The sequence below is a fragment of the Pseudomonas sp. MB-090624 genome (genome assembly GCF_003205245.1).
Lineage (GTDB): Bacteria > Pseudomonadota > Gammaproteobacteria > Pseudomonadales > Pseudomonadaceae > Aquipseudomonas > Aquipseudomonas juntendi.
This window is the reverse complement of the sequence record NZ_QJRK01000047.1, coordinates 30,979-55,889: the sequence shown is the minus strand read 5'-3', so window position 1 is coordinate 55,889 and position 24,911 is coordinate 30,979. Positions and strand designations below refer to the sequence as shown.

Here is a 24,911-nt window from a genome sequence, read left to right as displayed (position 1 = left end):
GCAAGGGCCAGGGCCACCTGCGCATCATCGCCGGCGAGTGGCGCAGCCGTCGCCTGGCGGTGCCGGAAGGTGAAGGCCTGCGGCCAACGCCCGACCGTGTGCGCGAAACCGTCTTCAACTGGCTGGCGCCCTACATCGAGGGCGCTCGGGTACTGGACGCCTTCACCGGCAGTGGCGCCCTCGTGCTCGAAGCCCTGTCCCGCGGCGCCGAAGACGCCGTGGCACTGGACAGCAACCCGGCGGCCATCGCCAACCTGAAAAACAACCTGGAAATCCTCCGCTGCCCGCGCGGGCAAATCCTGCAAACCGATGCCCTGCGCTACTTGCAGAACCCGGCCAAGCAGCAGTTCGACGTGGTGTTCCTCGACCCGCCATTCCACCAGGACCTGCTGGCCAACACCTGCAACCTGCTGGAGCAGCATCAATGGCTCAGCGAGCAAGCCTGGGTCTACACCGAGAGCGAAGCCGCGCCGTCGGCCCTGCAACTGCCCGGCAACTGGCGTTTGCATCGCGAGAAAAAAACCGGCCAGGTGTATTACGCGCTGTGGCAGCGGGGCTAACTATGTAGCGCTGCCCGCGGCGCCATTTCGCTGAAGCTGTTGCGGTTCACCCAACCGGAGCACTTCAGCGATGACTTCACCTGCGCCCGTCACCCTCGACCAGGTCTCAGCAGGACTGGCATCTGTGGCTTCAGCCGCCCCCTTGCCACTGCAGCACTTCACCCTGAGCAACGGTTTGTCCGTCTACCTGCGGCCAGACCACACCAGCCAGCTGGCCGCCGTGCAACTCTGGTATCACGTGGGTTCCAGCGATGAGCCCGCGGGCCACAGCAACCTGTCCCACCTCCTGGAACACCTGATTTTCGAAGGCAGCAGCAAACTTGCCGCCGGCCAATACTCGCGAGTGATCGCCCGCCTGGGCGGCAACGCCAATGCCAGCACCCACGAAGAGGCGACGGCGTACGAGATAACGCTGCCGGTCGCTCGCCTGCCAATCGCATTGGAGATCATGGCCGATGCCATGAACAGCGCGACCTTCGGCCAGGCAGAACTGGACCGGGAAAAGAAAGCCGTCGAGGACGAAAGGCGCCTCAAGTTGGACAACCACCCAGACCAACAGGCGTACGACCTTCACCTGGCGCTGGCCCATGGCGGCAATGCCTATGGGCAACCGAGCTTCGGTTCCCTGGCCGACCTTGCCGATATAGGACTGGAAACGCTGCGAACCTGGTATGCAACCTGGTACCGGCCCAACAACGCCACGCTGGTGGTGGTTGGCGGCATCGACCTGGCAACCCTGCGCACCCAGGTAGAGCAGTACTTCGCCAGCCTGCCGAGCGCGCCAGTGCCGAAGCGCCCCGCACCACGGCAAGCCCAGCCGTTGCAGGCGCGCACGCAAACCGTGAGCCTGCCCGGGTTACGCGAAGGGCTGTTCATGTCGTTCAACGTTCCGAGCAGGGCCACCGCAGCGGATGCAGCCACCGCCCCTGCCCTCGAGTTGATCCGCGAGGTGCTGGCCGAGGGGTTCAGCGCCAGGCTCTACAGTGACCTGGTGCGCGACAAACGCCTGCTCACCGGCATCAGCATCACCTATCAGCCCTGGTTGCAGGGTGACACGCTGCTGACCCTGTCAGCGTACGTGAACAGCATGAACAGCACGCCAGAACAGGCTGCACACGCTGTTTGCCAGCACCTGGAAGCACTGCGCAACACTGCGGTGCCCACTGCTGAGCTTGAACGCGCGAAATTGCGCATGCTTGCCCGCCGCCTGTTCACTGACAGCCAGGTGGCCCAAGCCGAGCGAATCGGCGAGGCCGCCGCTGCCGGCATCGCCGTCGCGGCCGTGGACCAAGACATCCAGATCATCCGCGACCTCGACAGCCAACAGGTGCAGCAAGTGGCACTTGCCTACCTGGGGCGCGAACGGTTGACCACCAGCTACCTTCAGCCAGGAGCAACAGCATGATCCAGGTACCCTCCCCGGCCCCCTTGCCGCTGACGTGCAACGGCCCGGCTGACGACACCGCCTTGGCGGCCATGGCCAACCTGCACTCGGCACAGGGTATCGACCTTGGCCACATTCCAGACCTGCAGGCCCACCCTGAGCACTGGCGAACGGCAGAAGGCACCCGCGTCAGCTTCCTCGCACGCCATGACCGGCCCATGTTCGACCTGGCATTACGCTTTCGCGCAGGCAGCGTACTCGACGGCGCCCACCCTGGGCTTGCGGCACTTGTGCTGTACAGCCTCGACCAAGGCACCGGGCAACTCGACGCCACGCGGTTCGCCGAGGATATGGCCGGTTTCGGCGCCATCCTGGGCAGGAGGATCAGCGACGACAGCGCCCTTGTCACCCTGCGCGCCCTGAGCCTGCCGGCACTGCGCGACAGCGCGATGCAACTGCTGACCGAGATGCTGGCCCGCCCGGCATTGCGCGCGGGCGATGTGGCCAAAATCGGCGAACGGCTCGTATTCAGCCAGGCCAGGTATGGCAACCATCCGCTGCTGCGGATTACCAAGGCGGCCACCGCGCATATCTTCAGCGGCCACCCCTACGCGGCCACCCTGACGGCGCAGACTATCGCCAGCATTGGCGATGACCAGATCCGGGCGTTCCACCAACAGGCGTATTCGGCCAACAACCTCGACATCGGCCTGGTGGGCAACCTGACCCGCGAGGAAGCACGGCAGCTTGTCGACGACCTGGTCCGGGCCCTGCCGCAAGGCTGGGCGGCGCAACGCACGCCATCGGTTCCCCACTACCAGGCATTGGACCTGAATCTCGCTGCGGCCAGCAGTACCACCCAGGCAACGCTCACCCTTGCAACGAACGTATCGGCCCAAGATCCGGTGTTCCCGGCCCTGTATCTGCTCAACGCAATCCTGGGCAGTAGCTACGAGTCGCGCCTTACCCAGGAATTGCGCACCCTGCGCAACCTCACCTACGCCGTCTCCTGCGACCTGAGGCCGCTGGATGCCGCCAGCCAGTTGCAGATCCACTGGGACATCGCCCCCCAGTACCGGGATGCCTCTGGCGCGCTGGTGTCGGCGATTCTGGCATGCCTGCGTGAACACGGCCCCAGCCAGGCCGAATGCGACATGGCGGTGAACCAGATCGCCGGTAAACTGCACGACAGCCTGGCAGACCGCGCGAGAATGGCCCAGGCCTTGGCCACCTACAGCCACCAAGGCTTGGCGCCAGACCACCTGGGCACCTTCCTCGGTAAACTGTCGGCGCTTACGCCTGCCAATCTGCGTGAAGCGGCGCAAGTCTGGTTGCAGGCCCCACAGGTATTCGTCACCAGCGGCCCGGTTACCGAGCAATTGCCATTACCCAAACCGACCGCGCTCGACCAATAGCGCAGGTACAAAGGCGCTGTTTCGTGGCACTCTAGGCCGGCACATCACGAGTCGCCCAGCATGCCTAGCTTCAGCGCCCCTTTCCGTCCGGCCATCGGCCTGTCCAACCCGCATCTGCAAACATTGTGGGGCCCCCTGTGGCGCAAGCTGCCAGCGCTTGCGCGCAACCGGGAGCGCCTGTGGCTGGCTGATGGCGACTTCATCGACCTGGACTGGCATGGCCCGCACCAGCCGCAGGCGCCGCTGGTACTGGTGTTGCACGGGCTCACCGGTTCCTCTCACTCACCCTATGTGAAGGGCTTGCAGCAAACCCTGCAAGCGCGGGGCTGGGCCAGCGTGGCGGTGAACTGGCGCGGCTGCTCGGGCGAACCCAACCTGTTGCCCCGAAGCTATCACTCCGGCGCCAGCGAAGACCTGGCGGAGATCATCGGCCACCTGCGCGCCCAGCGCCCACTGGCACCGCTGTATGCGGTGGGTTATTCGCTGGGCGGCAATGTGTTGTTGAAATACCTGGGTGAAAGCGGCGTCGCCAGCCAGCTGGAGGCTGCGGTAGCGGTCTCGGTACCGTTTCGTCTGGACCACTGCGCAGACCGCATCGGCCAGGGATTTTCCAAGGTGTACCAGGCGCACTTCATGCGCGAAATGCTGGCGTATGTACAACTCAAGCAGCGGCACTTCCATGCCCAGGGCCAGCATGACCGGTTGGCCGAACTCGAACGCCTGGGCCAGCTGAGCAACCTGCGCACGTTCTGGGAGTTCGACGGCAAGGTCACGGCACCCTTGAACGGTTTTCGCGATGTGCACGACTACTATCGCCGCTCGTCGAGCCACTTCTTTCTTGGCCAGAACCGCACGCCAACGCTGATCATTCAGTCCAGTGACGACCCGTTCGTGTCCAGCCACAGCTTGCCGACCGCGCGGGAACTGGCCCCCCAGACCCGTTTCGAGCTGCACCGCCGCGGCGGCCATGTGGGCTTTGTCGATGGCAGCCTGCGCAGGCCCGGGTACTACCTGGAACGGCGGATTCCGCAGTGGCTGGTGGAGGGCCAGTAACGTCCCTCCATGCCCTGCTCGCGGCTGAGGTACCTATTCGCCGGTGGCCACCCCATGCTTCGGATCAGTGATCCACTCACTCCACGACCCGGCATACAGCTTGCCCAGCGGGTAACCTGCCAGCGCCAGTGCAAACAGGTTGTGGCATGCCGTCACCCCCGACCCGCAGTAAGACACCACGTGCTCCGGTGCCCGCCCGGCCAGCTTTTCGGCAAAGCGCTGCCTGAGCTGATCGGCCGGCAAAAAGCGCCCGTCAGGCCCCAGGTTGTCAGTAAACGCCGCGCACTGCGCACCGGGGATATGCCCTGCCACCGGGTCGATGGGCTCCACCTCGCCGCGAAAACGCGGCAATGCCCGCGCATCGATCAGGGTCAGGTCTGCATTGCCCAGGCGCTTGGCCAGGTGGTCGGCATCGATCAGCAGCGCGGGGTCTGGCTCGCCGCTGAACGTGCCTTGGCGCTTGGGTGCAGGGTCCAGGCTCAGGGGCAGGTGCGCTGCATGCCAGGCCTTCAGGCCACCGTCGAGGATCGCCACGCCGCTGCGCTTGCCCAACCAGACCAGCAGCCACCAGGCACGGGCAGCAAAGGCGCCGGGGCCGTCGTCGTACAGCACCACTTCGCTGTCGTTGTCCACACCCCACTCACGCAAGCGCTCGACCAGCCGCTGCGCATCGGGCAACGGGTGGCGCCCGGTACGCCCCTTGCTCACCGGCCCGCTGAGATCGCGGTCGAGGTCGGCAAAATGCGCACCGGCTATGTGCCCTTGCGCATAGCTGCGTTGGCCATAGTCGACATCTTCAAGGGCAAAGCGGCAGTCGAGGATCACCGATTTGGGCGAGCCCAGACGCTCGGCCAATTGTTGCGGGGTGATCAATTGCGCAAGGGGCATGACAATCTCCTGATCAATGGCACAAAGCAATGACACTGGCGCCCCGGGTTACAGCTCCAGGGCCTGGTTGAACGGTACCTGAAATTCCTGGCACAGCGTGTCCACCGCGTGGCGGGCACTGTCGGTGACGAAACCCAGCTCCAGCACCAGTACCTGGTAGACGCCGCGCATGAAGGCTTCTTCACCCAGGTGCGCGGAGTGCTCGCGGGTGGTGCTGAGAAAACGTACCCACGAGGTCAGCACGATCCAGGCGTTGATGGTCAGCGATTCGATCTGCGCCGGCGCCATGGCCAGGATGCCTGCCTCGACGAAGCCGCGATAGATCGCCTGGCCCTGGCGCAGGCAGCGCTCGGAGAAGCGCCGGTAGCGGGCGGCCAGTTCGGCATCGCTGTCCAGCAGATGCTCCAGGTCGCGGTGCAGGAAGCGGTAGTTCCACATCGCCGCCAGTAGCGCCTTGAGGTAGAACCGCTTGTCTTCCACGGTCGCCGCACGCCCCTGCGGCGGGCGCAGGAAACTGTCCACCAGTTCTTCGTACTGGCTGAACAACACCGCGATGATCGCCTGCTTGTTAGGGAAGTGGTAATACAGGTTGCCGGGCGAAATTTCCATGTGTGCGGCAATGTGGTTGGTACTGACGCATCTCTCGCCCTGCTGGTTGAACAGCTCCAGGCTGTTCTGCACGATGCGCTCTCGGGTCTTCATGCGCGGGGCCATGCTCAAGCTCCCAGTCTGCAGGCGTTGATAAAGGTTCATCTTACGGCGATTCACCCGGCTGATACACCGGTCTCTGCAAGGGTAATACTCGCGCCAACGCAGAAATTAGAGTATAGACTCTAGAAACTTCAAGCTCAGCCAGGAGACCGCCGTGACCTCGCCCATCGCCTTGCCTGCCGTGCATGCCGACCACGCCCTGGAGGCGACATTCAGCGCCCAGCGCCAGGCGTTCGCCGGCAACCCTCTGCCGCCGGCAACACAACGGCGGCAGTGGCTGAAAAGCTTGCGCGAGGCCCTGCTGGCCAACCAGCAGCAGCTGATCGCAGCAATCGATGCCGACTTCGGCGGGCGCAGCGCCGATGAAACGTTGCTGGCCGAGCTTCTGCCCTCGGTGCAGGGCATACGCCATGCCGAACGCCACCTGCAACGCTGGATGCGCCCTTCCAGGCGGGCCGTGGGGCTGGCATTCCAGCCGGCCAGCGCGCGGGTGCTTTACCAGCCGCTAGGCGTTGTCGGCATCATCGTGCCGTGGAATTACCCGCTGTTTCTCGCCATCGGCCCACTCACCTGTGCCCTGGCCGCTGGCAACCGGGTCATGCTCAAGCTCAGCGAGGCCACCCCGGCTACTGGCCAAGCCTTGCAGGCCCTGCTGCAACGGGTGTTTCCCGAGGACCTGGTCAGTGTGGTGCTTGGCGAGGTCGAGGTCGGCCAGGCGTTCGCTCGCCTGCCTTTCGATCACCTGCTGTTCACCGGGGCCACCAGCATAGGCCGCCAGGTCATGCTGGCGGCCGCGCAAAACCTGACGCCGGTGACCCTGGAGTTGGGCGGCAAATCCCCGGCCATCGTGTCGGCCACCGTACCGCTGGAAACAGCCGCCGAGCGCATCGCCTTCGGCAAGACGCTCAACGCCGGCCAGACCTGCGTCGCCCCCGACTACGTGCTGGTGCCGCGCGAGCGCCTGAATGCTTTCGCCGATGCCTACGGCACCGCCGTACGGCGCATGTACCCTCGCATTGCCGACAACCCTGACTACAGCGCCATCATCAACCCCCGGCAACTGGCACGCCTTGAGCACCTGCTGCAGGACGCGCGCGGCAAAGGTGCGCAGGTGACCGACCTGTACGCCCACGAGACACGCCAGGGGCGGCGCCTGCCGCCACACGTGCTGACCAAGGTGAACGACACCATGCAGGTCATGCAGGACGAAATATTCGGCCCGCTGCTGCCGCTGGTGCCCTACGACACGCTCGATGACGCGCTGGCCTACATCAACCAGCGCCCGCGGCCCTTGGCGCTGTACTACTTCGGCTACGACCGCGGCGAACAGCAACAGGTGTTGCAGCACAGCCATTCCGGCGGGGTATGCCTGAACGACACCTTGCTGCATGTGGCTCAGGACGACCTGCCGTTCGGTGGCATAGGCCCCTCGGGCATGGGGCACTACCACGGCCACGAAGGCTTCCTGACCTTCAGCAAGGCCAAGGCGGTACTGGCCAAGCAACGCTTCAACGCCGCACGGCTGATTTACCCGCCTTACGGCAAAGCCCTGCAGCGCCTGGTCTACAAGTTGTTCATCCGCTGAGGCCCGGGCCATGCACCGTCGTGACCTGCTGCGTTTCAGCGTTGCCGCGAGCACCTTCCTGGCCGGTGCCAGCCTGGTGGGCTGCAGCGCACAAACGGCCGCGCCGGGGTTTCAGGCGCTGCGCCACGATGACCTGCCACTGCTGCGCGCGCTGATACCGGTGGTGCTCAGCGGCACGCTGGCCACCGATACGCTGGTACTGCGCAGCCTCGATTACAAGCTGGCAGCGCTGTCGCCGGAGATGCTCAAACTTACCCGGCAATTGTTCGACGTGCTCAGCCTGCCGCTGACCCGCGGCCCACTGACCGGCATCTGGGTGGCCTGGGCCCAGGCCGCGCCCGCCCAGGTCGAGGCTTTCCTGCTGCGCTGGCAGGGCAGCTCGCTGAACCTGCTGCGCATGGGCCATGCCTCGCTGCTGCAACTGCTGCAAATGGCCTGTTACGAGCGCCCCGAGTCCTGGGCCGCCTGCGGCTACCCCGGCCCACCGAAAATCTGAACACGACAAGAGCATCGCCAATGCCTGTGCCTGACCCGTTTCGCCAAGGCCTCGACCGCGGCTGGATCACCCACGACGCCTCACGCCTGGAACATGACCTGCAACTGCACGCCGATATCGCCGTGATCGGCAGCGGTGCCGGCGGCGCCACCAGCGCACAGCGGCTCAGCGCCGCGGGCTTCAAGGTCTTGCTGATCGAAGAAGGCCCGCTGAAGACCAGCAGCGACTTCAAGCTGCTGGAGCACGAAGCCTATGCCAGCCTCAATCAGGAGGGCCTGGGGCGCATGAGCAAGGATGGCGCCATTACCATCCTGCAAGGCCGCGCCGTAGGCGGCACCACGCTGGTGAACTGGACGTCGAGTTTTCGCACCCCGCCGCAGACCCTGGCGCACTGGGCCTCGGCCCATGGCGTACAAGGGCTCGGCGAAGATGAGCTGCGCCCTTGGTTCGAGCGCATGGAACTGGAGCTGGGTATCACACCCTGGGCCATGCCACCGAATGCCAACAACGACGTGCTGCGCCGTGGCTGCGAACAACTGGGTTATCGCTGGGCAGTCATCCCGCGCAACGTGCGCGGCTGCTGGAACCTGGGTTACTGCGGCATGGGTTGCCCGGTGAATGCCAAGCAATCGATGCTGGTGACGCGCATTCCCGCCACCCTCGAACAGGGCGGCGAGTTGCTTTACCTGGCCCGGGCCGAGCGCTTCAGCCACAACGGCGAGCGCATCCAACACCTGACCTGCCAGGCCCTGGATACGCAAGGCATCCACCCGACAGGTCGGCAAGTGACGGTACACGCCCGCCATTACATCCTGGCAGGCGGCGGCATCAACAGCCCGGCCCTGCTGCTGCGCTCCAATGCCCCCGACCCTCATGCCCGCCTGGGCAAACGCACCTTCCTGCACCTGGTCAACTTCAGCGCCGCACGCTTCAACGAACGCATCGACCTCTACTACGGCGCGCCGCAGTCGATCTACAGCGACCATTTCCAGTGGCAGCACGGCACGGAGGGGCCGGTGGGCTACAAGCTCGAAGTACCGCCGCTGCACCCGGCCCTGGCCAGCACCCTGCTGGGTGGCCATGGCCAGGACAATGCCCGGCGCATGGCCGAACTGCCCAATACCCATGTCATGCTGGCCTTGCTGCGCGACGGGTTTCACCCGCAAAGCCAGGGCGGCAGCGTTGAACTGCGCGGCGACGGCTCCCCCGTGCTCGATTACCCGGTCACCGACTACCTGCGTGACGGCTTGCGGCGCGCCTACCGCAGCATGGCGCAGGTCCAGTTCGCCGCCGGCGCGGCCGAGGTAACCCCAGTGCACAGCGATGCCAGCGCCGCTGCCAGCCTGGAACAGGCCTTGGCCATGATCGACCGCCTACCGTTGGAGCCTTTCCGTACGCGCCTGGGCAGCGCCCATGTGATGGGTGGTTGCGCCATGGGCGAAGACCCGCGCCAGGCGGTGTGCGACAGCCTGGGCCGCCATCACCAGCTGGAAAACCTGTCGGTTCACGACGGCTCGCTGTTCCCCACCAGCATCGGCGCCAACCCGCAGCTGTCGGTGTATGCCATCAGCGCCAGGCTCAGCGAAGCGTTGGCTACCCGCCTGGCACACAACGCATGACAACGAATACACGCCCTGTCTATAGTGCCATCAGCCGGCCGCATGACTTGGCCGGGGCGCCGTCGCTGCGCTACCATCCGACTCCCCAACGCACTCCAGCCAGGATGACGCGATGAACCGAGTGTTGTACCCGGGTACTTTCGACCCCATTACCAAAGGCCACGGCGACCTGGTCGAGCGCGCTTCGCGCCTGTTCGACCACGTGATCATCGCAGTGGCGGCCAGCCCGAAGAAAAACCCGCTGTTCCCGCTGGAGCAACGTGTCGCGCTCGCCCGTGAGGTCACCAAGCACCTGCCCAATGTCGAAGTCATCGGCTTCTCTTCGCTGCTGGCGCATTTCGCCAAGGAACAGGGCGCCAATGTGTTGCTGCGCGGCCTGCGTGCGGTTTCCGACTTCGAATACGAGTTCCAGTTGGCGAACATGAACCGGCAACTGGCACCCGATGTCGAGAGCCTGTTCCTGACGCCGTCAGAGCGCTATTCGTTCATTTCCTCGACCCTGGTCCGGGAAATCGCCGCATTGGGCGGTGATATCAGCAAATTCGTCCACCCTGCGGTGGCCGAGGCACTGACCGAGCGTTTCAAGAAGCAAGCCTGACCGCCTGATTGTCGCGCCCGCGTGCACTGCGGGCGCGAATGCGGCACAATTGTGCCCATTGCGTTGAACATGCCCGGGCGCTGAGCCCCGGCCGGAGTCCCCATGTCCCTGATCATTACCGACGATTGCATCAATTGCGACGTCTGCGAACCCGAGTGCCCGAACGAGGCCATCTCCCAAGGCGAAGAGATCTACGTGATCGACCCCAACCTGTGCACCCAGTGCGTGGGTCATTACGACGAGCCGCAGTGCCAGCAGGTCTGCCCGGTCGATTGCATCCCGCTGGATGAGGCGCACCCGGAAACCGAAGAGCAATTGATGGCCAAGTACCGGCGTATTACCGGCAAGGCCTGAACCCTCAGCCCTGCGCGGTTTCTGTAGGAGCGGCCTTGCGTCGCGATGGGCCGCACAGCGGCCCCGGCGGTTTCCGCGCTAAAGCCGAAGTTTCTGCGCAGACGCTGAAATTTTGGGGGCGCTTCGCACCCCATCGCGACACAAGGCCGCTCCTACAGGACGGCAATCACCTGTAGCCTCAGCGCTGGCAGCGTGGGCAGAACACGCTCGCCCGCTGCCCCAGCTTCACTTCGCGCAGCTCCGTACCGCATACCTTGCACGGCTGCCCAGCCCGCCCGTACACGAACAGGGTCTGCTGGAAGTACCCCGGCTGCCCGTCACCGCCGATGAAATCGCGCAAGGTGGTACCGCCCTGCTCGATCGCCGCCGCCAGTACCCGCTTGATCTCGATCGCCAGCTTCAGGTAACGCGCCCGGGAAATACCCCCGGCCGCACGGCGTGGATCGATGCCGGCAGCGAATAGCGCCTCGCTGGCGTAGATGTTGCCCACCCCCACCACCACTGCGTTATCCATGATGAACGGCTTGACCGCCATCGAGCGCCCACGGGACAGCTGGAACAGCCGCTCGCCGTCGAACAGGTCGGTCAGCGGCTCCGGCCCCAGGCGCAATAGCAGCTCGTGGCGCAACGGGTCCTGGCTCCAGAGCATGGCACCAAAACGGCGAGGGTCGGTGTAGCGCAGCATCAGCCCCGACTCCAGCTCGATATCGACATGCTCATGCTTGGCCGCCGGCAAGCCCTGCTCGACCAGGCGCAAGTTGCCCGACATGCCCAGATGGCTGATCAGGGTGCCGACTTCGGCATTGATCAGCAGGTACTTGGCGCGCCGTTCGACAGTGACGATGCGCTGCCCCGACAGGCGCACATCGAGGTCTTCGGGAATGGGCCAGCGCAAGCGCCGGTCACGCACCACTACGCGGCTGACGCGCTGGCCTTCCAGGTGCGGCGCAATACCGCGCCGGGTGGTTTCTACTTCGGGTAATTCCGGCATGTGTCAGTGCCCGCCCAACTCACGAATGTTCTGCTTGAGGTTTTCGAAATCGTAATCCGACAGGCCAATGTAATCGAGCACCAGCGGGCCGACCACACGCCATTCGTGGTCGACTGCCTGGTTGCCCAGCACCCGGTAGGAGGCACAGATATGCTCGGCCATCTTCAGCACCGCCAGCAGGTTTTTGAGCTGGCTCTGGGTGTTGCGCGCAGTGTCGTCGCGGAACACTGCCAGGGCATTGTGGTGGTTGGCGATGGCGGCAGTGAGGTGCTCCGGCAGGCGCCAGGACTTGGCGGTGAAGTAGCCGACCACCGAATGGTTGGTATTGAAGGCGCGGTTTTCGGTATCCACCACCCGCGTTTCGCCGCCGGCCTTGGCATAGGCTTCTTCCAGCACCTCCATGTAGTTGGGGAAGCGCTTGAGCATCAACGGCACGCCACAGTCGTGGAACAGGCCCAGGGTGTAGGCCTCGTCCGCGGGCTGGATACCGGTGCGCTTGGCCAGGGTCAGGCAGGTCATCGCCACGTCCTGGGCGGTATCCCAGAAGCGGTTGAGGGTAACGATGGTCTCGTCGCTCATCTCGCCTTTGATCGACTGGGCGTTGATCAGGTTGATGATCGAACGGCTGCCCAGCAGGTTCACCGCACGCTGGATCGAACCGATCTTGTTGGACAGGCCAAAATGCGGCGAATTGACCAGCTTGAGCAAGGCGCCGGACAGGCCTGGGTCCTGGGAAATCAACTTGGCGATGGTTTCCAGGTCCGGGTCAGGCATGTACTGCTCGAACTGCAGGTCAACCATGATCTGCGGTTGCGGCGGGATGGTGATGCCTTGCAAGGCTTGCTGGATCTGTTCGGCGCTGAGTTCTTGGGACATACGTGCACACTCGTTTAGGACGGTGGATTCTAACCCAGTTGGCCGTGCCGGCGCTTTGTCGTACCTCGAACCGAAGTGCCGGCCAACAAGGTATAATCCCGCTCTTTTTTCCCGGAGCGACGTCATGTCCCTGCCCAGCCTTCGCCTCAAAGCCAATGCCGACCGCCGCCTGCGCGCCGGCCACCTGTGGGTCTACAGCAACGAAGTCGATGTCAGCGCGACCCCACTGCAAGGCTTCCAGGCCGGCCAGCAGGCCATTCTCGAGGCGGCCAACGGCAAACCGTTGGGCATCGTCGCACTTAGCCCGAACAACCTGATCTGCGCACGCCTGCTGTCGCGCGACATCAAGCTGCCGCTGGACAAGTCGCTGCTGGTGCACCGCCTCAATGTCGCCCTGTCGCTGCGCGAGCGCCTGTTCGACCAGCCGTGCTACCGCCTGGTCTATGGCGATTCCGACCTGCTGCCAGGGCTGGTGGTCGACCGCTTCTTCGACATCCTCGTGGTTCAGCTGGCCTCGGCCACCATGGAAGCGCACAAGGACGACGTGATCGCTGCCCTGGTGCAAGTGCTCAAACCAAGCGGCATCCTGTTCAAGAACGATTCCGCCGCCCGTGACGCCGAAGGCTTGCAGCGCTATGTGGAGACCGTCTACGGCGAGGTGCCGGACTGGGTGCCGCTGGAAGAGAACGGCGTCAAGTTCGAAGCCCCGGTGCGTGAAGGCCAGAAGACCGGCTGGTTCTACGACCACCGCATGAACCGTGCGCGCCTGGCGCCGTACGTCAAGGGCAAGCGTGTGCTCGACCTGTTCAGCTACATCGGTGGCTGGGGCGTGCAGGCAGGTGCTTTCGGCGCCAGCGAAGTGTTCTGCGTCGATGCCTCGGGCTTTGCCCTGGATGGCGTGGAACGTAACGCGGCGCTGAACGGCATCGGCGAAAAGCTGACCTGCATCGAAGGCGATGTGTTCGAAGCCCTGCGCGAACTGAAGGCTGCCGAAGAACGCTTCGACGTGATCATTGCCGACCCACCCGCGTTCATCAAGCGCAAGAAAGACCTGAAGAACGGCGAGGCGGCCTACCGCCGGCTGAACGAACAGGCCATGCGCATGCTGAGCAAGGACGGCATCCTGGTCAGCGCCTCGTGCTCCATGCACCTGCCCGAGGACGACCTGCACAACATTCTGCTGACCAGCGCCCGCCACCTGGACCGCAACCTGCAGCTGCTCGAGCGCGGCGGCCAGGGCCCCGACCACCCGGTGCACCCGGCCATTGCCGAAACCCGCTACATCAAGAGCATCACCTGCCGGTTGCTGCCCAACAGCTAGCGGCAAGCTGCTAGCTGCAAGCGGCAAGCGCGCCAAGTCGGCTCTGTCTTGTAGCTTGTAGCTTGTAGCTTGTAGCTTGTAGCTAGCCACTTGTATCTGAAGCATTCCTTCGCCGCGCCAGGGGTGTAGAATCGGCCTATTCATCGCCAGTCATCCCCGGCGGGTTTATGAGCTCTGGTCAAGCCCGCGGCGATCCCGCGCAGTCTTCGGCCTCATCCGTGCCAGTGGCAACCGGCCTGCGGTACAAAGGACAAGAGAAGCTCACTCCCCTTTTTGTGACCTGATTAAGCCGCCAGGAGTGTTTCATGCCTGATTATCGTTCCAAGACTTCCACCCAGGGCCGCAACATGGCCGGCGCCCGTGCCCTGTGGCGCGCCACCGGCATGAAGGACGAAGACTTCAAGAAACCGATCATCGCCATCGCCAACTCGTTCACCCAGTTCGTCCCGGGGCACGTGCACCTGAAGGACTTGGGCCAGCTGGTCGCCCGCGAAATCGAACGCGCCGGTGGCGTGGCCAAGGAATTCAACACCATCGCGGTCGACGACGGCATCGCCATGGGCCACGACGGCATGCTGTACTCGCTGCCCAGCCGCGAGATCATTGCCGACGCCGTGGAATACATGGTCAACGCCCACTGCGCCGATGCCATCGTGTGCATCTCCAACTGCGACAAGATCACCCCCGGCATGCTGATGGCCGCCCTGCGCCTGAACATCCCGGTGATCTTCGTCTCGGGCGGCCCGATGGAAGCCGGCAAGACCAAGCTGGCCAGCCACGGCCTGGACCTGGTCGACGCCATGGTCATCGCCGCCGACTCCAGCGCATCCGACGAGAAAGTCGCCGAGTACGAGCGCAGCGCCTGCCCGACCTGCGGTTCGTGCTCCGGCATGTTCACCGCCAACTCGATGAACTGCCTGACCGAAGCCCTGGGCCTGGCCCTGCCGGGCAACGGCTCGACCCTGGCCACCCACTCGGACCGCGAGCAGCTGTTCCTGACGGCCGGGCGCACCATCGTCGAACTGTGCAAACGCTACTACGGCGAAAACGACGAGTCGGTACTGCCACGCAGCATCGCAAACTTCAAGGCGTTCGAGAACGCCATGATGCTCGACATCGCCATGGGCGGCTCGACCAATACCATCCTGCACCTGCTGGCCGCGGCCCAGGAAGGCGAGGTGGCCTTCGACCTGCGCGACATCGACCGCCTGTCGCGCAAAGTGCCGCAGCTGTGCAAAGTGGCGCCCAACATTCAGAAGTACCACATGGAAGACGTGCACCGCGCTGGCGGCATCTTCAGCATCCTCGGCTCGCTGGCGCGTGGCGGCCTGCTGCACACCGACCTGCCGACCGTGCACAGCCGCAGCATGGAAGAAGCCATCGCCAAATGGGACATCACCCAGACTGACGACGAAGCCGTGCACACCTTCTTCAAGGCCGGCCCAGCCGGGATCCCGACCCAGACCGCGTTCAGCCAGTCGACCCGCTGGGAAACCCTGGATGACGACCGCGAGAACGGCTGCATCCGCAGCTTCGAGCACGCCTATTCGCAAGAAGGCGGCCTGGCCGTGCTGTACGGCAACATCGCGCTCGATGGTTGCGTGGTGAAGACCGCCGGTGTCGACGAGTCGATCCACGTGTTCGAGGGTACCGCGAAGATCTTCGAAAGCCAGGACAGTGCCGTGCGGGGCATCCTCGCCGACGAAGTGAAGGCCGGCGATATCGTGATCATCCGCTACGAAGGCCCGAAAGGCGGCCCGGGCATGCAGGAAATGCTCTACCCGACCTCGTACCTGAAGTCCAAAGGCCTGGGCAAGGCCTGCGCCCTGCTGACCGACGGCCGCTTCTCGGGTGGCACCTCGGGGCTTTCCATCGGCCACGCCTCGCCGGAGGCTGCTGCAGGCGGTGCCATCGGCCTGGTGCGCGACGGTGACAAGGTACTGATCGACATTCCCAACCGTTCGATCAACCTGCTGGTCAGTGATGAAGAGCTGGCTGCGCGCCGTGTAGAGCAGGACAAGAAAGGCTGGAAACCGGCTGAAGTCCGCCCGCGCAAGGTGACCACCGCACTGAAGGCTTATGCCCTGCTGGCGACCAGTGCCGACAAGGGTGCTGTGCGTAACAAGGCGATGCTCGAAGGACTGTAAGGCGCTTTGGGTGTGAAAGAAGAACCGGCGCCCTGAGCGCCGGTTTTTTATGTCCTGTTGTTTATATGCTGCCTGATCCGGCCCTATCGCCGGCAAGCCAGCTCCCACAGGAAATACACAGGCCTTCAAAACTGCGGGGTTCCTGTGGGAGCTGGCTTGCCGGCGATAGGGCCAGCGCAGGCGACACAACAACTACTGAATCTGCTCCGGCGTCACGATCACCCAGTTCTTGTCCGCCGTCACCGGCAACCCTTCCTTGGCCTGCGCCGCCGCCTGCTTGGCAATCATGCCGTTCAACTGGTCCATGTACTTGGCCTTGCGGTTGATCCACAGGTGGATACCGCCCTTGCCGACGTCTACCCCATGAAACTGCATGTAGCCATCACTGGTTGGCGTGTCGCCGCCCACCAGCACCGGCTTCTTCCACTCATCAATGTAAGTCAGGATCGCCGCCTGCTTGCCCGCCATCCAGGTGGCCGGGGTCCACAGGTACGGGGTCAGTTCCAGCCCTTCGTTGGCTTTGGCGTCGTAGTGCCCGTCACTAATCTGCTTGCGCGCGGTGGTCAACTGGCCATTGGCGCGGTCCTTGAGCAGCAGGCTCACGCCAATCACATTCTGCGGCTTCACGTTGTAGCCGTATTTGGGGTCCGAAGCGACCATGCGCACCAACTCTTCAGAGGCGGCAGAAATCACATAGACCTCGATGCCGTTTTCCATCAGCTTGTTGTACAGCTCGGCCTGGCCCTTGAACACCTTGGGCGGCTGCACGTCGATCGCCTTCACCTGGTCGCCATCGTAATAGGTGCTGGGAATCGGCTGGGTCGAAGCCATCAGTTCGTCCACCTGCACCTTCAACTCCTTGAGGGTGAAGCCGGAAAACACCTGGGCGACCCACGGGTAGCACACCATGTCGTCGATTTCGCACAACCGGTAGTAGTAGCTGAACAGGCTTTCCTTGTGCTCGGCGGTGTCCTTGAACGGTATCAGCTTCAGCGACGGGTCGAGCTTGTCACGGCTCAGCAAGCCTTTGTTTTCCATGAACGGCAGCAAGGCTTCTTCCAGGTCATAGCGGTAACTGGTGTTGTCCATGTCGAACACCGCATAGTTACCTTTGTTGGCATTGGCAGCGATCATGCTGTCGAGCTGCCTGGCTGCATCGGCAGGCCAGTGCTTGAGCTCGGTGGCGAAGGTTTCGATACTGAACAGCAGGGACAAGCCGATAGAGGCAGCTTTCACGGCGACTTTCATGTACGAATCTCCTGAAATGATCTGCCAACGCTAGTGCAACCCGGCCGATGGGCGGCAGTCCACACCGACCTTCAGGCAGCAGTAAACGCCGTGTTCATTGTAATTTGCGACATGGCGTTATTCCATAAACGACTATGCACATTCCATTTGGGTATAAATTCGTTTGTTTTCAGGCTGTTAGCATTTCCGTTCGCAATCGCTCACAGAGCCGATGCCACCCTTTGCTTTCTCTGCTGGAGCTTCAATGAACCTGCCGCTGTCACTCAACCTGCTGGCATTCCTGGCCCTGTTGCTGGGCCTGGCACAAACCCGCCGCACCGACTGGAGCCTGGCCAAGAAGGTCTTGCTGGGCCTGGCGCTGGGGGTACTCTTCGGCTTGGCCCTGCACACCGTGTATGGCGCCGGTCACCCGGTGCTCAAGGCCACCATCGCCTGGCTCGACCTGGTCGGCAATGGCTATGTGGGCCTGTTGCAGATGATCGTCATGCCGCTGATCTTCGCCTCGATCCTCAGTGCCGTCGCGCGCCTGCACAACGCCTCGTCGCTGGGCCGTATCAGCGTGTTGAGCATCGGCACCCTGCTGCTGACCACGGCCATTGCCGCGTTGATCGGCATCGTGCTGACCAACCTGTTCGGCCTCAGCGCCGAGGGCCTGGTGGCCGGCGCCCAGGAAAGCGCCCGCATGCAGGTCATCCACAGCGACTACGCAGGCAAGGTCGCCGACCTCAATATCCCCCAGTTGCTGTTGTCGTTCATTCCCAGCAACCCGGTAGGCGACCTGGCGCGGGCCAAGCCGACGTCGATCATCAGCGTGGTGATTTTTGCCGTGTTCGTGGGCCTGGCGGCCCTGCAACTGATCAAGGACGACGCCGAGCAAGGCGCACGTGCGCTGTCGGCCATCGACACCCTGCAAGCCTGGGTCATGCGCCTGGTACGGGTGGTGATGAAACTGACCCCATATGGCGTGCTGGCCCTGATGACCAAGGTGGTAGCCAGTTCGAACATGGAAGACATCCTCAAGCTGGGCAGCTTCGTGGTGGTGTCCTACCTGGGCCTGGCACTGATGTTCGTGGTTCACGGCATCATCCTCGCGGCTACGGGTGTCAGCCCGCTGCGTTTCTTCCGCAAGGTGTGGCCGGTGCTCACCTTCGCCTTCACCAGCCGCTCCAGCGCAGCCAGCATTCCGCTGAACATCGAAGCGCAAACCCGCCGTCTGGGCGTGCCGCAGTCGATTGCCAGCTTCAGCGCCTCGTTCGGCACCACCATTGGCCAGAACGGCTGTGCGGGGCTCTACCCCGCCATGCTGGCGGTCATGGTCGCGCCTGCGGTAGGCATCGATACCTTCGACCCGCTGTGGATCGCCACCCTGGTGGCCATCGTCACGCTGAGTTCGGCGGGGGTTGCCGGCGTGGGCGGCGGCGCCACCTTCGCCGCGCTGATCGTGTTGCCGGCCATGGGCTTGCCGGTGGAACTGGTGGCGTTGCTGATTTCGGTCGAGCCGCTGATCGACATGGGCCGTACAGCGTTGAACGTGAATGGCTCGATGACTGCCGGGGTGGTCACCAGCCAGTTGCTGAAAGAGACCGACAAGGACGTGCTGGCCGACGATGAACATGCCGAGCTGAGCCATACCTGACAGATTGCCAGCTCCCACAGGGATTGCATCAGGGCTGACAGGTGTTTGCCACAAGATATGCGGCGCCTGTGAGATCGAGCGCCGCCCGCGCGGCGCAATCGCGAGCTGCGCTCGCTCCTACGTTTGTTTCGGGCCAATTATGCCTGTGGGATTTGTGCGCGAACGCCTTGGTGCATGCCTCAATATCGCGCGGTACAAACAAGGCGGTCGCGCGCACCTGGCACAGGGGTTACTGGCCCGAAACAAACGTAGGAGCGAGCGTAGCTCGCGATGCGCCGCACGGGCGGCGCTCGATCTCACAGGCACTGCATATCTTGTGGCGACCACCTGTCAGCCCTGATGCAATCCCTGTGGGAGCTGGCTTGCCGGCGATGGGCCGCCAAGCGGCCCCCAGAAATCTCAAACCCTGTCCCAAACCTCGAAGTGATACCCAGGCTTGCCTTCTTCACCCTGTGCCTCGCTCGACACCAGCTTCCACTGCCCCTGGTCGAACTCGGGAAACCAGGCATCCCCCTCCGGCGCCAATTCCACCCGCGTCAGGTACATCCGGCTGACCAGCCCTTTCTCCAGCGCCTGCCCATAGAGCTGCGCTCCGCCAATCAGCATCAGCTCATCGACGCCTTTCTCGCGTGCCCACTGTTCGGCCCGCACCAGCGCCTGTTCCAGCGAACCGAAGACTTCGGCGCCCTGCAGCTGCAGCCCAGGCTGCCGGCTGACCACGATATTCAACCGCCCGGGCAGCGGCCGGCCCAGTGAGTCCCAGGTCTTGCGCCCCATGATGATCGGCTTGCCCAGGGTGGTGGCCTTGAAGTACTTGAAGTCCCCCGGCAGATGCCAGGGCATGGAGTTGTCGATGCCGATCACACGGTTCTCGGCGTGAGCCGCGATCAGGCTGAGGGGGAGTGATGTATTCATGCCAGCGAGGATAGCACCGGGCGTGTGGGTTATGCTTCTGCCCTGACCTGTGCAATGGAAGACCTTGTGACCGCACCGACTCCACTGGACAAACGCTGGCTGACCGAAGCGGTCCGCCTGCGCGAAGAACACGCCGGCCTGCTGGAAGACCAGGCCGCCAACCGTCATGCGCGCCAGCGCGGCGGCGACTTGGCGGCGCGCATCGAAAGCCGGGCGCTGTTCCTGGCCGAACGCGACGGCATGGCCACGGCCCTGCGCCACTGGAAGCAGGGCGCACGCCTGGCGGTGCTGGCCCTGCTGCTGCTAGCCGTGCTCAGCGGCGCCGGCCTGGCCCTGGCGGCGCTTGGCGACGGCCAGCGCCCGGTCAACGTCTTCTGGGCGTTGGGCAGCCTGCTGGGGCTGAACCTGCTGACACTGCTGGGCTGGGCCATTGGTTTTGCCCTCAGCGGCGAACACGGTGCGGGGTTGGGCCGTTTGTGGCTATGGCTGAGTGAGCGCTTCGCCCGCGATGCCAAGGCCGCGCACCTGGGCCCGGCACTGCTGGTACTGCTGCAGCGCCAGCGCCTCAACCGCTGGCTGCTGGGCCTGCTGGTACACAGCCTGTGGCTGCTGGCGATGCTCTGCGCGCTGGGCATGCTGCTGGCTCTGCTGGCCACCCGTCGCTATGGCTTCGTGTGGGAAACCACCCTGCTCGCTGCCGACCCGTTCATCCAACTCACCCAGGCGCTGGGCGCGCTGCCTTCGCTGCTGGGCTTCGCCATGCCCGACGAGGCCATGATCCGCGCCAGTGGCGACAGCCAGCCGGCCCTCGACGTGGCGCGCCAGGCCTGGGCCAGCTGGCTGCTCGGCGTGGTGCTGGTATATGGCCTGTTGCCCCGCGTGCTGCTGGCCGGGTTGTGCCTGTGGCGCTGGCGCCAAGGCCGCCAGCGCCTGACCCTGGACCTGAGCCTGCCGGGTTACGCCCAACTGCGCGAAGCGCTGATGCCGCGCAGCGAGCGCATCGGCGTGCAGGACGCGGCCCCCGAGGCGTTGCCAGGGTTCGCCGCCGAGCAGTTGCAAAGCGCCAGCAGCGGCGCCCTGCTGGTGGGCCTGGAACTGGACGACCAGCAGCCCTGGCCACCCCGCCTGCCCCCAAGCGTGACCGATGCCGGCGTGCTCGACAGCCGCGAGTCGCGCAACCGCCTGCTCGAGCAACTCAGCCGCTTTCCGCCGGCACGCTTGGCCATCGCCTGTGACCCGCGCCGCTCGCCCGACCGCGGCAGCCTGGCGCTGCTCGCCGACCTGGCACGCAATGCTGGCGCCACAAGGGTCTGGCTGCTGCAGGCGGCACCCGGCCAGGCGCTGGACGCTCGGCGCCTGGGCGACTGGCATGAAGCCCTTGAGCGGCTGGGCCTGCCCTATGCCGACACCTCACCGCTGACCTGGCTGGAGCATGGCCATGACTGAGCCGCTGAAATTGGCCGTGGTCGGCCACACCAACGTTGGCAAGACCTCGCTGCTGCGCACCCTGACCCGCGACGTGGGCTTCGGCGAGGTGTCCCACCGCCCCAGCACCACTCGCCATGTCGAAGGCGCGCGGCTGTCGGTGGACGGCGAACCGTTACTGGAGCTTTACGACACGCCAGGGCTGGAGGACGCCATCGCTTTGCTCGACTACCTGGAGCGGCTGGAGCGCCCGGGCGAGCGCCTGGACGGCCCTGCCCGCCTCGAGCGGTTCCTGCAAGGCAGCGAAGCGCGCCAGCGTTTCGAGCAGGAGGCCAAGGTGCTGCGCCAGTTGCTGGCCAGCGACGCCGGCTTGTATGTGATCGATGCCCGCGAGCCAGTGCTGGCCAAGTACCGCGACGAACTGGAGGTGCTGGCCAGTTGCGGCAAGCCGCTGTTGCCGGTGCTCAACTTTGTCGCCAGCCACCAGCACCGCGAGGCGCAATGGCGCGAAGCCCTTGCCCGGCTTGGCCTTCACGCGTTGGTACGGTTCGACAGCGTAGCCCCACCCGAGGACGGCGAACGCCGCCTGTACGAAAGCCTGGCCCTGCTGCTGGAAAGCGCCCGCCCGGCCTTGCAACGGCTGATCGACGACCAGCAGGCCCAACGCCTGGCCCGCCAGCACAGCGGCAAGCGCCTGATTGCCGAACTGCTGCTGGACTGCGCTGCCTGCCGGCGCAGCGTCGATGCCGAACCGGCGGCCGAAGCCCGGGCCATCGAAGCGCTGCGCCAGGATATTCGTCAGCGTGAGCAACGGTGTGTCGAAGCCCTGCTCAAGCTGTATGCCTTCCGCCGCGACGATGCCCACGCCAGCGACCTGCCGCTGCTGGATGGGCGCTGGGGCGATGACCTGTTCAACCCCGAAACCTTGAAGCTGCTGGGCGTACGCCTGGGCAGCGGCGTAGCCGCCGGCGCAGCGGCAGGTGCCGGGGTCGACTTGCTGGTTGGCGGGCTTACCCTGGGGGCAGCGGCACTGGCCGGGGCGCTGGCCGGCGGTGCGTTGCAGACGGCGCGCAACTATGGCGCGCGCTTGCTGGGCAAACTCAAGGGCAAGCGCGAGTTGACCGTGGACGATACGGTGTTGCGCTTGCTGGCCTTGCGTCAGCAGCAGTTGATGGTGGCCCTGGACAGCCGCGGGCATGCAGCGCAGGACAGCATCAGGCTGGGTGAGCTGGATGAAAAGGCCTGGCGTGAGGGCAAGCTGCCAGAGGCACTGGTCAGGGCGCGGGCGCATCCACAGTGGTCCACCCTGAACCCGGGGGCGAAGCTGAACCAGGCCGAGCGCCAGGAACAGCTGGAGGCGCTGGTGTCTCAGTTTTGAACGGGCGGCGAGCCTGAACCGCCCCATACGCACCAGGCAAGCCTTTATTTGCGCAGCAGGCGCAAACCGTTGAACACCACCAGCAGGCTCACGCCCATGTCGGCAAATACCGCCATCCACATGGTGGCCATGCCGGCAAAGGTGATCGCCAGGAATATGGCCTTGATGCCCAGCGCCAGAACGATGTTCTGCAGCAGGATCGCCCCGCTTTGCCGCGACAACCGAACGAAGGCCGGGATTTTCCGCAAGTCATCGTCCATCAGCGCCACATCGGCGGTTTCGATGGCGGTATCGGTGCCGGCCGCGGCCATGGCGAAACCGATCTCGGCACGGGCCAGTGCCGGCGCATCGTTGATGCCGTCACCGACCATACCCACCCGGTGGCCCTGGGCGTACAAGGCTTCAATGCTTTGCAGTTTGTCGGCCGGCAGCAGGTTGCCCTCGGCGCGGTCGATGCCTACCACGGCGGCAATGGCCTGGGCGGTGTGCGGGTTGTCACCGGTCAGCATCACCGTCTTGATGCCCAGCTCATGCAGTTCGGCAATCGCCTGACGGCTGCTTTCCTTGACCGTGTCGGCCACTGCAAACAGCGCCAGCGGGCCGCTGGGGTCGAGTAGCAGGACCACGGTCTTGCCCTGGCGCTCCAGCCCATCCAGGCGGGCCTCCAACTCGGGCGAACACAGCCCCAGTTCCTCGACCAGGCGGTGATTGCCCAAGTGGTAGACCTGGCCGTCGATGGTGCCACGCACGCCCCGCCCGGCCAGGGCGGCAAAGTCGTCTACCTCGCTCAAGGCCAGGCCTTGCTGCCTGCCGAACTGGGCGATGGCTCGCGACACCGGGTGGTCCGAACGCTCGCCCAAGCTGGCGGCCAAGGCCTGGGCGCGGCCTTCGAACAGCGGCGCCAGCACTTCGGCGTCGGTCTGGGCAGGTTTGCCATGGGTGATGGTGCCGGTCTTGTCCAGGGCCAGGAAGTCCAGGTGGCGGCCGCCTTCCAGGTAGATGCCCCCCTTGACCAGAATACCCTTGCGCGCAGCGGCGGCCAGGCCGCTGACGATGGTCACCGGGGTGGAGATCACCAGGGCGCACGGGCACGCCACCACCAGCAGCACCAAGGCGCGGTACACCCAGTCGAACCAGGCACCGGCCATGAACAGCGGCGGCACCACCGCCACGGCCAAGGCGATGGCGAACACCATCGGCGTGTAGATGCGCGAGAAGCGGTCGACGAAGCGCTGGGTCGGCGCCCGTGCCCCTTGCGCCTGCTCCACAGCCTTGATGATCCGGGCCAGGGTCGACTGCCCGGCAGCAGCGGTCACGCGAAACTCCAGCGCCCCTGCCTGGTTGATGGTGCCGGCAAACAACTTGTCGCCGACCGCCTTTTCCACGGGCAGGCTTTCGCCGGTGATCGGCGCTTGATCGACGCTGGATTGCCCACTGGTCACTTCACCGTCCAGGCCAATGCGCTCGCCAGGGCGCACCCGCACCTGTGCACCGATGGCTACCTCACGCACTGGCACTTCACGCCACTGGCCATCGGCTTGCTGCACCGTCGCCATGTCCGGCGTCAGTTGCATCAGGCCGCTGATGGCATTGCGCGCACGGTCCAGCGAGCGGGCTTCGATCAGCTCGGCGATGGTGAACAGCACCATCACCATGGCTGCTTCTGGCCACTGCCCGATCAACACCGCACCCGTGACGGCGATGCTCATCAGGGCGTTGATGTTGAGGTTGCGGTTTTTCAGGGCGATCCAGCCCTTTTTGTAGGTGCCCAGACCGCAGCCGAGTATGGCTGCGAGTGCCAGCGCGGCCACCACCCACTCCGGCGCAAGCGCAGAGAAGTGCACGATTTCCGCGGCGATTGCCGCAGTACCCGCCAACGCCAGCGGCCACCAACGGTTTTTCGCCGGTACCGATGCGCTGGCGCTGCCGTCGTCTTCGGCGCCCAGCGGCTCGGCTTTCATGCCCAGGCTGTCGATAGCCCGCTCGATTTCGGCGGTACCACCCAGGGTGTGGCGCACGCCAAGCACGCGGTTGATCAGGTTGAATTCCAATTGCTCGACGCCAGCCAGCTTGCCGAGCTTGTCCTGGATCAAGGTCTGCTCGGTGGGGCAGTCCATGGCATCGATGCGGAAGCGGCTGAGGCGCGCGTGGCCACTGGCCTGCTCGCTCAACTGCACCAGCGCCGGCGCAGCTTCGGTACTGCAGCAGCTGTGCCCATGGGCAGCATGGCCATGGTCGTCTTCGCCATGGGCATGATCGTGGTGGTGACCGTGCTTGTGTTCGTGGCTGACAGGCTGGTTCATGGGGGGTC

The 24,911-nt window shown here is 64.7% G+C and carries 21 protein-coding genes; 14 read left to right on the top strand and 7 right to left on the bottom strand.

The window, feature by feature from the left end:
• The 4 genes from rsmD to DMX12_RS23030 all read left to right on the top strand — a co-directional run.
• Positions 1-560 (top strand): 16S rRNA (guanine(966)-N(2))-methyltransferase RsmD (rsmD, locus tag DMX12_RS23045; protein ID WP_110679537.1); only part of this gene is annotated, 560 nt, incomplete at its 5' end.
• A gap of 124 nt (positions 561-684) precedes the next feature.
• Entirely contained in the window at positions 685-1,965 is a 1,281-nt protein-coding gene (locus tag DMX12_RS23040) for a pitrilysin family protein (protein ID WP_110679536.1), read from the top strand.
• Positions 1,962-3,359, top strand: a complete 1,398-nt coding sequence (locus DMX12_RS23035; RefSeq protein WP_110679535.1) for a pitrilysin family protein — start codon at positions 1,962-1,964, stop codon at positions 3,357-3,359. The genes DMX12_RS23040 and DMX12_RS23035 overlap by 4 nt, the downstream gene beginning before the upstream one ends.
• Positions 3,360-3,419: 60 nt before the next feature.
• Positions 3,420-4,412: a hydrolase gene (locus tag DMX12_RS23030; protein WP_110679534.1), complete on the top strand. Its 993-nt coding sequence runs from the start codon at positions 3,420-3,422 to the stop codon at positions 4,410-4,412.
• A 33-nt stretch (positions 4,413-4,445) separates the two neighbouring features.
• On the opposite strand, the gene DMX12_RS23025 is transcribed toward DMX12_RS23030, so the two are convergent.
• Together DMX12_RS23025 and DMX12_RS23020 are read right to left on the bottom strand one after the other, a co-directional pair.
• Positions 4,446-5,300: a sulfurtransferase gene (locus tag DMX12_RS23025; protein WP_110679533.1), complete on the bottom strand. Its 855-nt coding sequence runs from the start codon at positions 5,298-5,300 to the stop codon at positions 4,446-4,448.
• A gap of 48 nt (positions 5,301-5,348) precedes the next feature.
• Positions 5,349-6,014, bottom strand: a complete 666-nt coding sequence (locus tag DMX12_RS23020) for a TetR/AcrR family transcriptional regulator (protein ID WP_110679532.1) — start codon at positions 6,012-6,014, stop codon at positions 5,349-5,351.
• A 151-nt stretch (positions 6,015-6,165) separates the two neighbouring features.
• On the opposite strand from DMX12_RS23020, the gene DMX12_RS23015 reads away from it, so the two are divergent.
• From DMX12_RS23015 to DMX12_RS22995, 5 genes are all read left to right on the top strand, one after another.
• Positions 6,166-7,596, top strand: a complete 1,431-nt coding sequence (locus tag DMX12_RS23015; RefSeq protein ID WP_110679531.1) for a coniferyl aldehyde dehydrogenase — start codon at positions 6,166-6,168, stop codon at positions 7,594-7,596.
• A 10-nt stretch (positions 7,597-7,606) separates the two neighbouring features.
• Complete coding sequence (locus tag DMX12_RS23010) at positions 7,607-8,092, top strand: twin-arginine translocation pathway signal protein (RefSeq protein WP_110679530.1); 486 nt, start codon at positions 7,607-7,609, stop codon at positions 8,090-8,092.
• Positions 8,093-8,112: 20 nt separating this feature from the next.
• On the top strand, positions 8,113-9,711 hold the full coding sequence (locus tag DMX12_RS23005; RefSeq protein WP_110679529.1) for a GMC family oxidoreductase: 1,599 nt from the start codon (positions 8,113-8,115) through the stop codon (positions 9,709-9,711).
• Positions 9,712-9,823: 112 nt separating this feature from the next.
• Entirely contained in the window at positions 9,824-10,309 is a 486-nt protein-coding gene (gene coaD / locus DMX12_RS23000; protein WP_009683358.1) for a pantetheine-phosphate adenylyltransferase, read from the top strand.
• 102 nt (positions 10,310-10,411) lie between these two features.
• The gene (locus DMX12_RS22995) at positions 10,412-10,663 is read left to right on the top strand and encodes a YfhL family 4Fe-4S dicluster ferredoxin (protein ID WP_009683359.1); all 252 of its coding nucleotides are present in this window, start codon (positions 10,412-10,414) and stop codon (positions 10,661-10,663) included.
• Positions 10,664-10,841: 178 nt separating this feature from the next.
• Here DMX12_RS22995 and mutM read toward each other — a convergent pair whose 3' ends face one another.
• Both mutM and DMX12_RS22985 read right to left on the bottom strand, forming a co-directional pair.
• The gene (gene mutM, locus DMX12_RS22990; RefSeq protein ID WP_009683360.1) at positions 10,842-11,654 is read right to left on the bottom strand and encodes a bifunctional DNA-formamidopyrimidine glycosylase/DNA-(apurinic or apyrimidinic site) lyase; all 813 of its coding nucleotides are present in this window, start codon (positions 11,652-11,654) and stop codon (positions 10,842-10,844) included.
• Between the two features lie 3 nt (positions 11,655-11,657).
• Positions 11,658-12,476 (bottom strand): HDOD domain-containing protein, encoded by an 819-nt coding sequence (locus DMX12_RS22985; protein ID WP_174824199.1) that lies wholly within the window; start codon positions 12,474-12,476, stop codon positions 11,658-11,660.
• Between the two features lie 178 nt (positions 12,477-12,654).
• Here DMX12_RS22985 and DMX12_RS22980 point away from each other — a divergent pair, with 178 nt between their 5' ends.
• Together DMX12_RS22980 and ilvD are read left to right on the top strand one after the other, a co-directional pair.
• Positions 12,655-13,851, top strand: a complete 1,197-nt coding sequence (locus DMX12_RS22980) for a class I SAM-dependent rRNA methyltransferase (RefSeq protein ID WP_009683362.1) — start codon at positions 12,655-12,657, stop codon at positions 13,849-13,851.
• A gap of 305 nt (positions 13,852-14,156) precedes the next feature.
• Positions 14,157-15,998 carry a dihydroxy-acid dehydratase gene (gene ilvD / locus DMX12_RS22975; RefSeq protein WP_009683363.1) on the top strand — a complete coding sequence of 614 codons (1,842 nt, stop codon included), beginning with the start codon at positions 14,157-14,159 and terminating at the stop codon, positions 15,996-15,998.
• Between the two features lie 192 nt (positions 15,999-16,190).
• On the opposite strand, the gene DMX12_RS22965 is transcribed toward ilvD, so the two are convergent.
• Positions 16,191-17,246: a haloacid dehalogenase-like hydrolase gene (locus DMX12_RS22965; RefSeq protein WP_110679528.1), complete on the bottom strand. Its 1,056-nt coding sequence runs from the start codon at positions 17,244-17,246 to the stop codon at positions 16,191-16,193.
• 244 nt (positions 17,247-17,490) lie between these two features.
• Here DMX12_RS22965 and DMX12_RS22960 point away from each other — a divergent pair, with 244 nt between their 5' ends.
• Positions 17,491-18,882, top strand: coding sequence for an L-cystine transporter (locus DMX12_RS22960; RefSeq protein ID WP_009683365.1), 1,392 nt, complete (start codon positions 17,491-17,493; stop codon positions 18,880-18,882).
• A gap of 399 nt (positions 18,883-19,281) precedes the next feature.
• On the opposite strand, the gene DMX12_RS22955 is transcribed toward DMX12_RS22960, so the two are convergent.
• Complete coding sequence (locus tag DMX12_RS22955) at positions 19,282-19,797, bottom strand: dihydrofolate reductase (protein WP_029887255.1); 516 nt, start codon at positions 19,795-19,797, stop codon at positions 19,282-19,284.
• 54 nt (positions 19,798-19,851) lie between these two features.
• Here DMX12_RS22955 and DMX12_RS22950 point away from each other — a divergent pair, with 54 nt between their 5' ends.
• Both DMX12_RS22950 and DMX12_RS22945 read left to right on the top strand, forming a co-directional pair.
• Complete coding sequence (locus tag DMX12_RS22950) at positions 19,852-21,243, top strand: DUF2868 domain-containing protein (protein ID WP_110679527.1); 1,392 nt, start codon at positions 19,852-19,854, stop codon at positions 21,241-21,243.
• On the top strand, positions 21,236-22,600 hold the full coding sequence (locus DMX12_RS22945) for a GTPase/DUF3482 domain-containing protein (RefSeq protein ID WP_029887257.1): 1,365 nt from the start codon (positions 21,236-21,238) through the stop codon (positions 22,598-22,600). The genes DMX12_RS22950 and DMX12_RS22945 overlap by 8 nt, the downstream gene beginning before the upstream one ends.
• A gap of 44 nt (positions 22,601-22,644) precedes the next feature.
• Here DMX12_RS22945 and DMX12_RS22940 read toward each other — a convergent pair whose 3' ends face one another.
• Positions 22,645-24,903, bottom strand: coding sequence for a heavy metal translocating P-type ATPase (locus DMX12_RS22940; protein WP_110679526.1), 2,259 nt, complete (start codon positions 24,901-24,903; stop codon positions 22,645-22,647).
• Positions 24,904-24,911: the final 8 nt, after the last annotated feature.